General features: G+C 61.3%; 10 protein-coding genes and 1 pseudogene. 9 read left to right on the plus strand and 2 right to left on the minus strand.

What is annotated here, in order from left to right; translation table 11 throughout:
- The first annotated feature begins 296 nt into the window (after nucleotides 1-296).
- Both Q9316_RS03415 and Q9316_RS03420 read left to right on the plus strand, forming a co-directional pair.
- Nucleotides 297-1304: a hypothetical protein gene (locus Q9316_RS03415; RefSeq protein ID WP_306033847.1), complete on the plus strand. Its 1008-nt coding sequence runs from the start codon at nucleotides 297-299 to the stop codon at nucleotides 1302-1304.
- A 322-nt stretch (nucleotides 1305-1626) separates the two neighbouring features.
- Nucleotides 1627-2931: a hypothetical protein gene (locus Q9316_RS03420; protein WP_306033848.1), complete on the plus strand. Its 1305-nt coding sequence runs from the start codon at nucleotides 1627-1629 to the stop codon at nucleotides 2929-2931.
- A 495-nt stretch (nucleotides 2932-3426) separates the two neighbouring features.
- On the opposite strand, the pseudogene Q9316_RS03425 reads toward Q9316_RS03420, so the two are convergent.
- Both Q9316_RS03425 and Q9316_RS03430 read right to left on the minus strand, forming a co-directional pair.
- Nucleotides 3427-4616 (minus strand): annotated as a pseudogene (locus Q9316_RS03425) (IS3 family transposase).
- Nucleotides 4617-4709: 93 nt separating this feature from the next.
- The gene (locus Q9316_RS03430) at nucleotides 4710-5639 is read right to left on the minus strand and encodes a LysR family transcriptional regulator (protein WP_306035195.1); all 930 of its coding nucleotides are present in this window, start codon (nucleotides 5637-5639) and stop codon (nucleotides 4710-4712) included.
- A 170-nt stretch (nucleotides 5640-5809) separates the two neighbouring features.
- On the opposite strand from Q9316_RS03430, the gene Q9316_RS03435 reads away from it, so the two are divergent.
- From Q9316_RS03435 to mmsB, 7 genes are all read left to right on the plus strand, one after another.
- Nucleotides 5810-7018 carry an ABC transporter substrate-binding protein gene (locus tag Q9316_RS03435; protein ID WP_306033849.1) on the plus strand — a complete coding sequence of 403 codons (1209 nt, stop codon included), beginning with the start codon at nucleotides 5810-5812 and terminating at the stop codon, nucleotides 7016-7018.
- 14 nt (nucleotides 7019-7032) lie between these two features.
- Nucleotides 7033-7815 (plus strand): ABC transporter ATP-binding protein, encoded by a 783-nt coding sequence (locus Q9316_RS03440; protein WP_306033850.1) that lies wholly within the window; start codon nucleotides 7033-7035, stop codon nucleotides 7813-7815.
- Between the two features lies 1 nt (nucleotide 7816).
- Nucleotides 7817-8509, plus strand: a complete 693-nt coding sequence (locus tag Q9316_RS03445; RefSeq protein ID WP_306033851.1) for an ABC transporter ATP-binding protein — start codon at nucleotides 7817-7819, stop codon at nucleotides 8507-8509.
- 7 nt (nucleotides 8510-8516) lie between these two features.
- Nucleotides 8517-9404: a branched-chain amino acid ABC transporter permease gene (locus Q9316_RS03450; RefSeq protein WP_306033852.1), complete on the plus strand. Its 888-nt coding sequence runs from the start codon at nucleotides 8517-8519 to the stop codon at nucleotides 9402-9404.
- A gap of 58 nt (nucleotides 9405-9462) precedes the next feature.
- Entirely contained in the window at nucleotides 9463-10389 is a 927-nt protein-coding gene (locus tag Q9316_RS03455; protein ID WP_371877988.1) for a branched-chain amino acid ABC transporter permease, read from the plus strand.
- A 108-nt stretch (nucleotides 10390-10497) separates the two neighbouring features.
- Complete coding sequence (locus Q9316_RS03460; protein WP_306033854.1) at nucleotides 10498-12090, plus strand: GMC family oxidoreductase; 1593 nt, start codon at nucleotides 10498-10500, stop codon at nucleotides 12088-12090.
- Nucleotides 12091-12158: 68 nt separating this feature from the next.
- Nucleotides 12159-13037: a 3-hydroxyisobutyrate dehydrogenase gene (gene mmsB / locus Q9316_RS03465; RefSeq protein WP_306033855.1), complete on the plus strand. Its 879-nt coding sequence runs from the start codon at nucleotides 12159-12161 to the stop codon at nucleotides 13035-13037.
- Nucleotides 13038-13079: the final 42 nt, after the last annotated feature.

The raw sequence follows: 13079 nt of genomic DNA on the forward strand, positions 1-13079 counted from the left end.
AAAGACCATCGCATGGGCGGAAAACCTTCTCCGTCTTGGGCTCGACATGCCTGTTCACATCGGTGTCGCCGGGCCGGCGAAGATCTCGACGCTCATCAAGTACGGAACGCTGTGCGGGGTCGGCAATTCCCTTTCGATGCTGACACGCCACGCGGGCAACCTCATGTCGCTGGCGACAGGCTACACTTGCACTCGCAGTTGATAGCAGGATTTTGTTTCGGTAGAGATATATGACGCGGAAACTCATGTTTCGTGTCGACAACAAGTTCACGTTGGCTACAGGGGCGCCCTCGCATATGATCGATACAACCACAGTCCTCGACATCGAAGCTGACCTCGGCCTGACGATGCTGAGAGCGCGGGCAATTGAGGGATCTCGACCGCATGAGACGGTGCTGGATGGCCTGATCATTCATCTGCCTTGGGGGGACGTCGAGGCAGTCAAGGTCGAGTCCGGTTTGCGCTTTACCTTGTCGGCGGATGATCGCGATAGGCTTTTTCTGTTGCAGGAAGTGGTCGACAAACGGCTCGATCAGGCCGGGATTGCGCTTGATCGGCGATGGTCACTCAATGATCTGGGCGGGCTTCCGCCGAACCTCGCTTTCACAAAAGTCGATGCGGTCTACCGGCTATCTCCCTCTTACTATCGCGTGCGACTAGGCGACACGGATCTCAGCCGTTTCTTTCGTGATGGTCTCCATTTCCGTCTGCTCTTCGGGCCTGACCTTCATCCCGGCGCTTGGCCCACTATCGGTTCGGATGGTCGTATCGAATGGCCCGGTGGTATCACGTCTTGGCACCGCCCCGTCTACACTGCACGAGTCGTAGGGGATATTCTCCCGATCGCAGATTTTGGCAAGACCATTGCCGCTGATCCCATACTCCTCCGCCAAGCGCGACAGCGGCGTTGTCCACACCGCGCCGTAGAGTTCCTCTCGTGTCATCGTCGTCGGTTGTGTTGGACGTGGCTTTGGCGAGGCTTGCACTGGATCTTCGACAGGGGGCACAAGAACCTGTTGCGTATCAACGGACACGGAACCAGCATCTGGGTGAGCTTCGACATATTTCAGTTTGCGCTTAATGCGCGGCTTCTCGGTATCCAGAATAAGTGGCTCGAAACATCCAGTTGGTGTTGGCGGCAAAGGCGGCTGCTCGACAGGCTTTCCGAACTCCTTTCGTATCCAATGTCCGGGCGATGGCGTTGGAATATCGGCGCGTCGCAGCAACGCGCTGAGATTGCCCGTAGTCGTCCCGAGTTCGACAACCAAGTGCGAGATGGGCTTGGACCAAACGCGGTCATATAGCTCTTGGCGGGTGAAGTGGTGTTCCATGGCAAGGAGAATATGTGGGTCATTAAGAAAAAGGGATGAACGGCGTCATTTAGAACAAAAAAAGAACGCAAGGCAACCTAGGTCGTCCCAAAATTCACTATTCGACAGAACGCAGCATCCCTATGTAATGGAGTGGTAGTTCGTCGAGGGAACAACCGCGATAGGCGAGCGGACGCCGGAGCAATGGCAGTTGGACGCTTTCGGTCAGGTCAAGCTTGGCTGCATGCAATGGGGCTCGCTGAATGACGGCGCTTGCTACGACATCTGTTACAGTAAGAGGGAGTAAGTTTTGGGAATGAAGGTATTTTGGTCCTGGCAGAGTGATCGCGATCAGACGCTCCACCATTATTTTGTCCGTGATGCCCTGAAAGAGGCCTGTAAGCTGATTGCCAGCGATCCCGATTACGAGGAAGCAGAGCGGCCAGAAGTCGATCACGACATGAAAAACGTGCCAGGCACGGAGGACATCGCCTCCACCATCCTGGCCAAAATCGCTTCAGCAAACGTCTTTGTCGCAGACATGACGCCGGTCGGCGTCACTGACCCGGCCGCCCTGCAGCCGGGTGTTCCGGAGGGAAAACGCTCCGAGCCGAAGTATCTCCAAAACCCGAATGTCATGTCGGAGCTCGGCTATGCCGAGCGCGCCGTTACTACGGGCCGTATCGTTCTGGTCGCCAATGCAGCGCACTATCCCGGTCCAGAGGCGCTGCCTTTCGACTGGCGCCACCGCAGTGGTGCCAAGACCTACAAGCTTGCCGACGGCGCGACCAAGGCGGAGATTACAGAGGAAAGGAAGCGGTTCGCCAAGGTCCTCAAGGACCAAATTCAACCGATCCTCGCAGCGCAGGTACCCGCACAGTCGGCGCCTCCTGCGATCGCTTGGCAGCCAGCCAGCGGCGACGATCCTGCCATCTGGAAAGGCGCCGAGAAAAATCTGGAATTCCGCAACGGTTCGATGGGCGAGCCGCAGCGCCACGTCAAGCTGCACTCTGGCCGACGGATTTTCGCCCGTATAGCTCCCGCGCAATGGACGCCACCGCCGCGCAGCGACCTCGAGTCACGGATCTCGAACGTCGGCCTCCACATCCGCAGCCGCGATGGCGACTGGGGACTCAATCGAGACGGCGCCTTGTCGGTCTGGGGGCGTATCGAATCCGAGCGCAACGAGATGGACGTCTGGAACGCCACGCAATGGTTCCAGCAAACCGGCGAACTTTGGGCAGTCAACTGCAACAGCTTCAGTGAACATGAGGGCAAGACGTACTTCTCGTCCGCGATCCCGTTCGGGCAGCTCGATGAATTCCTTCGCAAAGGCATCGTGGCGATCCGCGAGATGGGCGGCAAAGGGCCTATCGGTATCAAGCTCGGAGCAACCGATCTCAGCCAGACTGTTCTCCCCGATCCCTACAGGAACTTACGTTACGAAGACGTCGCGAGCCACGCTGCAGCGGAGCAGGAGGCGGAAGACTGGACCCCAGGTGTACGCCGCGAGCTCCTCCTTCGGTTCTGGAACGAGCTGCGGGATGCCTACGGGCAGCCACCGATGGACATGGACGAGTTCGAGCGCGCCGCTGAAATCCGGCCACTAGAAAAGCCATAGCACGCGCCGGAGATAGCCGCTTCAGAACGATCGCCCGGACCGACGCTTCCACGTCCGCAGTCCGGGCGGCGCCACTTTCGTGAACCCGGTGTTCTCGCTCGCGAAACAGATTTTTGGCCTCGAACGAACACATCGCCGCGAGCCTATGCTAACGACATCTGATCACCGGAACTGGCGAACAGTGCGGATCGAAAGAGCCGTCTTATCTCGCCGGGACCAGCCGCGTGTGCCGTCTAACGCACCAGCAGTCACTATTGTCCATCAGCGTGATGAGGTCGTCGGAGGCCGCGACTTCTGAATCGGATGGAGTTGTATGAGCAGACCGGCGTAAAAGCTTCACGCCACCGCCCGAAAAAGCCCGATACAATGCTCGGCGGCGCGAAACTCCAGCATTGCAGTAGGCCTAGGCGAAGATCGCAAGTTAAGATGAAATCCTGCCCCCGCAACCAATGCCAAAAAGCCCCCGTCGCAGAAATGCTCGGGGGCTTTTGGCGTTCAATGGGCAAAAGGACGCCAAACGCACTCCGCCGTCGCCCGCCTAATGACCTGAGCCCCGACTTCCCTCCAGTTTTTGGGAGAGTCTTGGGTTTTCAATCTGGCTTCATGCGGCCTGTTTTCCATAGCCATTTTCATTGCGAACTCGCTGGGAGTGATGTTGCCCAGCGATGAGTGCGGTCTGTTTCTATTGTAATCCTCCTTCCATGCGGGGATAGCGGCTCGTGCGTGGGCGAGCGACGAGAACAGGGTTTCGTTGAGGCATTCGTCTCGAAAGCTGCCGTTGAAGCTCTCGAAGAAACCGTTCTGTATCGGCTTGCCGGGGGGCGATGTAATGCCACTCGACACTTGTTTCCTGGCGCCATTTGAGAACGGCCATACTGGGCATCTCCGTGCCGTTGTCCGAGACGATCGTCTTCGGCTTTCCCCGTCTGGCGATGAGGCTGTCCAGCTCGCGAGCAAGCCGCGCGCCCGACAAGGATGTGTCTGCGATCAGGCACAGGTATTCCCGGGTGAAGTCGTCGACGACAGCCAGAACACGGAAGCGGCGACCATCCGTGAAGGCATCGCTGACGAAGTCCAGGCTCCAGCGCTCGTTGGGGCGTGACGGCAAAGCCAGGGGACGCCTCGTCCCTAAGGCCCGTTTGCGACCGCCGCGCTTGCGCACCGTCAGCTTCTCCTCCCGATAAAGCCGCCTGAGCTTCTTCAGGTTCATGACGATCCCTTGCCGGTCCAGCATGACGTGGATGCGCCGATAACCGAAGCGGCGGCGCTCCGACGCAACCTTCTTCATCGCCTCCCGAATGGCCGTATCGTCAGGCCGCACGCTGCGGTATCGCATGGTGGACCGATCAAATGACAACACCTCGCACGCCCGACGCTGGCTCACCCCATGCTGCGCACAGACATGAGCCACCGCATTCCACTTCACATCGGGCGTCACCATTTTTTGAGGCCACGTCCTTCAGGATCGCATTGTCCAGCATGGTCTGGGCGAGCAGTTTCTTTAGCTTGGCAGCGCCTTCAATTGCGGGCTCGGAAACGTCCATCCCGCCATACTTCGCCATGTATTTGTAGAAGGTTGCATCCGAGATGCCGTGCTTGCGGCAGACATTGGTCGTCTTCGCACCCACCTCCTGCTCCTTAAGCATCCCGATGATCTGTTCTTCCGTGAACCGGGAACGCTTCATGTCGTCCATCTCCTCAATGTGACGGACTCTACCAAAATTTGGAGCAAGTTCAGGGGCACAGGTCAGCGGGCAAGGGCCGTCCGGCGATTGGCGTTATCGCCGGTGGTCGTCGTCGAGTTCCCGGAGGAAGGAGGGCATGTTCGAGCGAACGATCCTGAAGAGGAAGTCGATCACCATTTTCACCCGCGGCACATTGCGCAGGTCATGGTGGCAGATCAGCCAGTAGGTGCGCCGAAGCTCGATCTCGTCGGCAAGGGCGATCTGGAGTTCGGGGTGCTGCTTGGCGACGAAATGCGGCAGGATGCAAAGGCCAAGATCGTTCCGCGTCGCCGTCAACTGGGCGAAGATGCTGGAGCTCTGGAAGCGCGCCTTGATACCGGGGTGAACGTCGCCGAGATAGTCGAGGCCCGGCGCGAAGATCATGTCCTCGATGTAGCCGATGAAGGGATGCTGGAGCAACTCGTCACGGTTTCGAATCGGACCGTTCTGCTCGAGGTAGCGGCGGGAGCCGTATACATGCAGGCTGTAGTCGGTGATCTTCTCGTAAAAGTATGGGCCGGCTTTCGGCGGGTCGAGGGAGACCGCAAGATCGGCCTCCTTGCGCGAAAGCGACATGATCTGCTGGATCGTCACCAGTTCGAGCGCGAGGTTCGGATAGCTTGCCGTGAAGTCACGCAGCTGGTGGGTCAGGAAGAAGTTGGCGAACCCTTCGGGCGCGCTCAGGCGGATCACCCCGCGCTGTGCGGTGGCGCCTCCGGAAATTTCCGCCTGAAGCCTGTCCGTCTCCGCCTCGATCTTTTCGGCCGTATCGACGAAACGCTGGCCTATCGAGGTCAGGACATAGCCGCGCGGGTTGCGCTCGAACAGCTTCACCTTCAGCGCAAATTCCAGCCGGTCGATACGGCGCGACACGGTGGCGTGGCTCGTTCGCAGCTGTCGGGCGGCCGTCGACAATTGTCCCGTCCGGGCGACCGCCAGGAAGTACATCAGGTCGTCCCAGGTGAATTGCGGGTAAGCCGAGATGGGTGCCTCCTCTGTTCAAAAATGAACAGACCCTGTTTGCAATTAATTTCAAACGGGCCTTGCGTCAATCGGGCTTTTTGGGAAACTGGCGGCGGGAGGGTCGCTGTCGGGAGAACGGTCGGCCAATTTTTGAACAGATCGCATTTCCAATAATCTCGGGGAGGAGATACATGCGTAAGAGTCTCATTGCGTCCACAGCCATCCTGCTCTCTATGGGTACGGCTGCTAGCGCCGCCGACATATCCGACGGCAAGGTCAAGATCGGCATTCTCAACGACCAATCCGGCGTCTATGCCGATTTCGGTGGCAAGTGGTCCTACGAAGCGGCGAAGATGGCCGTCGAGGACTACGGCGGCAAGGTGGCCGGTGTACCGGTCGAGGTCGTCACCGCCGACCACCAGAACAAGGCCGACATCGCCTCCAACATCGCCCGCCAGTGGTACGACACCGAACAGGTCGACAGTATCATGGAGCTGACGTCCTCGTCGGTCGGCCTGGCGGTCCAGGCGCTTTCCAAGGAAAAGAAGAAGATCACCATCAACACCGGCGCGGCGACGACCGAGCTGACCGGCAAGCAGTGCAGCCCCTACGGCTTTCATTGGGCTTATGACACCCACTCGCTTGCCGTCGGTACGGGCGGCGCGCTTGTGAAGCAGGGGGGCGACAGCTGGTTCTTCCTGACGGCCGACTATGCCTTCGGCTATTCGCTGGAGGAGAACACGTCGAACTTCGTCAAGGAGAATGGCGGCACCATCGCAGGTTCGGTCCGCCATCCGCTCGCCACGACGGACTATTCGTCGTTCCTCCTTCAGGCCCAGTCGTCCGGCGCCAAGGTCATCGGCCTTGCCAATGCCGGCCTCGACACCGCCAACGCCATCAAGCAGGCAGCCGAGTTCGGCATCGTTGCCGGCGGCCAGCGCCTTGCGGCGCTTCTCTTCACGCTCGCCGAAGTTCATGGCCTCGGCCTTGAAGCGGCCCAGGGCCTGACGCTCACCGAGGGCTTCTACTGGAACCGCGACGAGGAGTCGGCAAAGTTCGGCAAGCGCTACTTCGACCGTACCGGCCGCATGCCGAACATGGTCCAGGCGGGCACGTATTCCGCCGTCACCCAGTACCTCAAGGCTATCGACAAGGCGGGTACGGACGATGCCGATGCCGTTTCCAAGGCGCTGCACGAAATGCCGGTCAACGACGTCTTCGCCAAGAACGGCACGGTCGCAGCGAACGGCCGCATGATCCACGACATGTACCTGCTCGAGGTGAAGAAGCCTGGCGAGAGCGATGTCGCATGGGACTATTTCAAGGTCCTGGCGACCATTCCCGGCAAGGACGCTTTCATCGATCCGGCCAAGAGCGGCTGCGATCTGGTCAGCCAGTAAGTCTGGGCTCAAATATGGCTATGTCTGAACGACAGACGCAGCCGGATCCGCGGGTGGTACTTTCCGCCCGCGGCCTTCGGCGCGATTTCGGCGGCTTCTCTGCGGTGAAGAACGTCGATCTCGATGTCCATCACGCCCGCGTTCACGCCCTGATCGGGCCGAACGGTGCCGGCAAGACGACCGTCTTCAACCTTCTGACGAAATTCCTGCAACCGACGGCAGGCACGATTACGCTGCTTGGGACCGACATCACAAACATGCCGCCGGACAAGGTCGCCCGCATGGGCCTGGTCCGATCCTTTCAAATTTCCGCGGTCTTCCCGCATCTGACCGTGCTGGACAACGTTCGCGTGGCGCTGCAACGTCCGAACGGTCTCGCCACGCAGTTCTGGAAGCCGATGGCGTCGCTGAACAGCCTGAACGCCCGCGCCGACGAGCTGATTTCCATGGTCGGCCTCGACCGGTGGCGCAACGGCGTCGCTGCCGATCTGTCCTACGGCCGCAAGCGTGCGCTGGAGATCGCCACCACGCTGGCGCTCGATCCGAAGGTGCTGCTGCTGGACGAACCGATGGCCGGCATGGGGCAGGAAGATGTCGGCGTCATCGCCAGCCTCATCACCGAACTTTCCAAGGACCGCGCCATCCTGATGGTCGAGCACAATCTCACTGTCGTGGCCAACATCTGCCATCACGTCACCGTTCTTCAGCGGGGGGAGATCCTGGCCGAGGGCGACTATGCCGCCGTCAGTCAGAACGAGCAGGTTCGCGTCGCCTATATGGGCACGGAGGAGGCCTGACATGCTAGAGGTCAAGGGCCTTAACAGCTGGTATGGCGAGAGCCACGTCCTGCACGGCGTCGACATGACGGTGCGCGAGGGGGAGATGATCACCATTCTGGGCCGCAACGGCGTCGGCAAGTCGACGACGCTGCGCACGATCGTCGGCATCCTGCGCGAGCGGAAGGGGCAGATCCTTTTCGACGGCAAGGACATGATGAACGTGCCGTTGCACAAGACCGCGCATGCCGGCATCGGATTCGTGCCGGAGGAGCGCGGCATCTTCGCCACGCTGACTGTAGAAGAAAACCTCATGCTGCCGCCGGTGGTCGCCAAGGGCGGCATGTCGCTCGACGAGATCTACGAGCTCTTCCCGAATCTTGCCGAACGCCGCACCAGCCCCGGCACCAAGCTGTCCGGGGGCGAGCAGCAGATGTTGGCGATGGCCCGCATCCTGCGCACCGGCGTGAAGATGCTGCTTCTTGACGAACCGACCGAGGGATTGGCCCCGGTCATCGTGCAGCGCATCGGCGAGGTGCTGAAGAAACTGAAGGAGCGTGGCATGACCGTGTTGCTGGTCGAGCAGAACTTCCGTTTCGCCAGCAAGATCGCCGACCGCTTCTACCTGATGGACCATGGCCAGATGGTGGCGGATTTCCCGGTGTCGGAACTGCACGACCAGATGCCGATGCTCCACAAAGTTCTGGGGGTCTGACTGCGCGATGACCATGATTTTCGGAATTCCGGTACAGGCGCTCCTGGGACAATTGCTGATCGGCCTGATCAACGGTTCGTTCTATGCGCTTTTGAGCCTCGGGCTCGCCGTCATCTTCGGCCTGCTTCGCGTGATCAATTTCGCCCACGGCGCGCAATACATGCTGGGCGCCTTCGTCGCGTTCCTGCTGCTGCAGTATTTCGCAGTCGGCTACTGGGCCGCCCTCATTCTCGCGCCCGTCATCGTCGGGCTCCTCGGCGCGGTCGTTGAACGCACCATGCTGAGCCGCCTCTACAATCTCGATCCGCTCTACGGCCTGCTCTTCACCTTCGGCCTGGCGCTGACGATCGAGGGAACCTTCCGCTATCTCTTCGGCGCTTCCGGCCAGCCCTACGCGGCGCCGCCTTTGCTTGCGGGCGGCACCAACCTCGGCTTCATGTTCCTGCCGAACTATCGCGGCTGGGTCGTCGTCGTCTCGCTGCTCGCCTGCCTGGGAACCTGGCTGTTGATCGAGAAGACCAAGCTCGGCTCCTACTTGCGCGCGGCGACGGAGAACCCCGTCCTTGTCCAGGCTTTCGGCGTCAACGTGCCGCTGCTCCTGACCTTTACCTATGCGCTCGGCGCGGGGTTGGCGGCCTTCGCCGGCGTGCTGGCGGCGCCGGTCTACCAGGTCTCGCCGCTGATGGGCACCAATCTCATCATCGTCGTCTTCGCGGTGGTCGTCGTCGGCGGCATGGGATCCATCATGGGGGCGATCGTCACAGGCTACATGCTCGGTATTGCCGAGGGCCTAACCAAGGTCTTCTATCCGGAGGCCTCCAACATCGTTATCTTTGTGATCATGGCGATCGTACTTCTGCTGCGCCCCGCCGGCCTGTTCGGAAGGGATGCGTGACATGGTGGAGCTTTCTGAAAAAATGGCGACGAATGTCCAGCCGGAGCGCAATGCCTCCATGATCCAGGTCGGCTTGCTGGTTGTGGCTGTGGGCTGCCTGGCCGCGGCCCCGCTGTTCCTCTACCCGATCTTCCTGATGAAGCTCTTGTGCTTTGCGCTGTTCGCCTGCGCCTTCAATCTGCTGCTCGGCTATACCGGGTTGCTCTCCTTCGGCCACGCCACCTTCTTCGGCGGCGCGGCCTATTTCACCGCGCATGCGATGAAGGAATGGGGCGTCACCCCCGAGGCCGGCATTCTCATCGGCGTCGCGGGCGCGGCGCTGCTCGGCCTGGTGGTCGGGTTCTTCGCCATCCGCCGGCAGGGCATCTATTTCGCGATGATCACGCTGGCGCTCGGGCAGATGTTCTACTTCTTCTGCCTTCAGGCGGCCTTCACGCATGGCGAGGACGGCATCCAGTCGGTGCCGCGCGGCCATCTGTTCGGCCTGATCGACCTCAGCCGGCCGACCAACATGTACTACTTTGTCCTGGTCGCCTTCCTGATCGGCATGGCGATCATCTGGCGCTTCATCAACTCGCCTTTCGGCATGATCTTGAAGTCTATTCGGGAGAACGAGCAGCGCGCGATCTCGCTCGGCTATTCGGTTGGCAACTACAAGCTCGGCGCCTTCGTCATGTCGGCCGCGCTCACGGGGCTTGCCGGCGGTCTCAAGGCGCTGGTGTTCCAGTTCGCCACGCTCACCGATGTCGGCTGGCAGATGTCGGGCGAAGTGATCCTGATGACGCTGCTCGGCGGCATCGGCACGATGATCGGACCGGTCGTCGGCGCCGGCCTGGTCGTAACGTTGCAGAATTACCTCGCCACTTCCGACTTCCCGGTCACGATCGTCACCGGCATCGTCTTCATGGTCTGCGTGTTGCTTTTCCGCCGCGGCATCGTGGGAGAGTTCTACGCCTCGCGACTGGGCAAGAAGCTCGGCTTCTAGGCGAACCCTCTGGGATAGGGTGCCGGAAGCCGGCTCCCAAGAAATGGAACGGAGACACCCCCTGCGGCGCCGAACGGCACGCCGGAAGGACCCTGCTTGGAGTTCGACATGGAACAGTTCGACTACATCATCGTGGGTGCCGGCAGCGCCGGCTGCGTTCTGGCCAACCGGCTGTCGGCGAAGCCCGGCAATCGCGTGCTGCTGCTGGAAGCCGGTGGAAGCGACAACTATCACTGGATCCACATTCCCGTCGGCTATCTCTATTGCATCAACAACCCGCGCACCGACTGGTGCTTTTCCACCGACAAGGAAGCGGGCCTCAACGGCCGGGCGCTGAACTATCCGCGCGGAAAAGTGCTCGGTGGATGCTCGTCGATCAACGGCATGATCTACATGCGCGGCCAGTCGCGCGATTACGACCTGTGGCGCCAGCTTGGTTGCACCGGCTGGGGGTGGGACGACGTGCTGCCGCACTTCCGCAAGTCGGAGGATTTCTACAAGGGGCCGAGCGACATGCACGGCGAAGGCGGAGAATGGCGCGTGGAGAGGGCGCGCGTGCGCTGGGCCGTGCTCGACGCCTTCCAGAAGGCGGCGAGCGAGGCCGGCATACCCGAGACCGAGGACTTCAATCGCGGCGACAATGAAGGGTCCGGCTATTTCGACGTCAATCAGCGTTCGGGCATCCGCTGGAACACGTCCAAGGCCTTCCTGAAACCGGCACGCAACCGGCCCAATCTGACCATCCTCACCAAGGCGCATGCGCGGCGCCTGATTGTCGAAGGCGGTGACGTCAGGGGCGTCGAATTCCAGCACCAGGGTATCGCAAAACGGGCGTATGCGGCCCGGGAGACCGTGCTTTGCGCCGGCGCGATCGGCTCCCCTCATCTCCTCGAACTCTCCGGCATTGGCCAGGGCGATGTCCTGAAGAATGCAGGCATAGAGGTCACAAAGGATGTGCGCGGCGTTGGCGAAAACCTGCAGGACCATCTGCAGCTTCGACTGGTCTATAAGGTCACCGGCGTGCCGACATTGAACGAGAAGGCAAGCACGCTGCTCGGCAAGGCGTCGATCGGGCTCGAATATCTGGTGAAGCGCTCCGGCCCCATGGCGATGGCGCCGAGCCAGCTCGGCATCTTCACTCGCTCCGGGCCGGACAAGGAGACGCCCGACCTGCAATATCACATCCAGCCGGTATCGCTTGAGAAGTTCGGCGAAGGCGTCCATCCGTTCCCGGCGATGACTGCGAGCGTCTGCAATCTGCGCCCCGACAGCCGCGGCACGGTCCATGTCAAAGGGCCTGACTTTGCCATGCAGCCGCAAATCCGCCCGAACTATCTCAGCGAACAGAGCGATCGTGACGTGGCCGTCAGCGCAATCCGCCTGACCCGCCGCATTGCGCGGCAGCCTTCCTTCGCCCGCTTCAAGCCGGTCGAATACAAGCCCGGCCTCTCCTTCGAGACCGACGCGGACCTCGAAAGAGCGGCGGGCGACATCGGCACGACGATCTTTCATCCGGCCGGCACCTGCAGGATGGGTGCCGATCCGGAAAGTGTCGTCGATCCGCAATTGAAGCTGCGGGCGCTCGGCAGGCTTCGCATCGCCGATGCCTCCGTCATGCCGCGCATCACCTCCGGCAACACCAATTCGCCGACGATCATGATCGCGGAGAAAGCCGCCGCCATGATCCTGGCCGAGAGGTGAGGCCGGCGATTTCCGCGCTGGCCGTGCTCGCTCCGCAATAACACACATGCCACGAAGGACTGTCAGAAATGGCGTACATCGCATTCATCGGACTGGGCAATATGGGCGGCCCCATGGCTGCAAATCTTGTCAAGGCCGGGCATCGGGTTTCCGGGTTCGACCTTTCCGAAACCTCGCTCGCTGCCGCTGCGCTGACCGGCGTCGATCCGGTCACCACCCTGACCGAGGCCGTGACGGGGGCGGAGATCGTGATCACCATGCTGCCGAAGGGCGAGCATGTCGTTGCCGTTTGGGAGACGCTGGCAGGCGTGGTTAGCGCGGGAACCCTCCAGATTGACTGCTCGACCGTGGATGTCGAGAGCGCGCGCAAGGTCCATGGCATCGCCCAGGCGGCCGGGTGCCTCTCGCTGGACGCACCGGTTTCCGGCGGCACGGGCGGTGCGGCCGCCGGGACGCTCACCTTCATGGCCGGCGGCTCGGCCGAAGCTTTCGCCGCCGCAAGGCCGTTCCTGGAGGCGATGGGCAGGAAGATCGTGCATTGCGGGGCGGACGGCGCCGGCCAGGCGGCGAAGATCTGCAACAACATGATCCTCGGCATCTCCATGATCGGCGTCAGCGAGGCCTTTGCGCTGGGTGAAAGGCTTGGCCTTTCCCATCAGGCTCTGTTCGACGTGGCTTCGGCATCTTCCGGCCAATGCTGGTCGCTGACCTCCTATTGCCCTGTCCCCGGTCCCGTTCCGTCCTCGCCCGCCAACCACGAATACAAGCCCGGCTTTGCCGTTGCCCTGATGTTGAAGGATCTCCTGCTTTCCCAGGAGGTTGCCGATGCGTGTGGGGCCACGACGCCGCTCGGCGCGGCCGCGGCCGAATTGTACAGAACCTTCGAAATGGAGGGGAACGGCGGCCGGGATTTCTCCGCCATCATCGAGATGCTGCGGCGACAATAGGAGCGTCGGGGCGTTCGATGTCGGATAGCGCGAGCGTCACTC

This window comes from Shinella zoogloeoides (genome assembly GCF_030733845.1).
Lineage (GTDB): Bacteria > Pseudomonadota > Alphaproteobacteria > Rhizobiales > Rhizobiaceae > Shinella > Shinella zoogloeoides_C.

Bases quoted from the DNA above. Each gene is read 5' to 3' on its own strand.
- Q9316_RS03415 (WP_306033847.1), top strand. From the start codon at position 297: ATGATCGATACAACCACAGTCCTCGACATCGAAGCTGACCTCGGCCTG.
- Q9316_RS03420 (WP_306033848.1), top strand. From the start codon at position 1,627: ATGAAGGTATTTTGGTCCTGGCAGAGTGATCGCGATCAGACGCTCCAC.
- Q9316_RS03435 (WP_306033849.1), top strand. From the start codon at position 5,810: ATGCGTAAGAGTCTCATTGCGTCCACAGCCATCCTGCTCTCTATGGGT.
- Q9316_RS03440 (WP_306033850.1), top strand. From the start codon at position 7,033: ATGGCTATGTCTGAACGACAGACGCAGCCGGATCCGCGGGTGGTACTT.
- Q9316_RS03445 (WP_306033851.1), top strand. From the start codon at position 7,817: ATGCTAGAGGTCAAGGGCCTTAACAGCTGGTATGGCGAGAGCCACGTC.
- Q9316_RS03450 (WP_306033852.1), top strand. From the start codon at position 8,517: ATGACCATGATTTTCGGAATTCCGGTACAGGCGCTCCTGGGACAATTG.
- Q9316_RS03455 (WP_371877988.1), top strand. From the start codon at position 9,463: ATGATCCAGGTCGGCTTGCTGGTTGTGGCTGTGGGCTGCCTGGCCGCG.
- Q9316_RS03460 (WP_306033854.1), top strand. From the start codon at position 10,498: ATGGAACAGTTCGACTACATCATCGTGGGTGCCGGCAGCGCCGGCTGC.
- mmsB (WP_306033855.1), top strand. From the start codon at position 12,159: ATGGCGTACATCGCATTCATCGGACTGGGCAATATGGGCGGCCCCATG.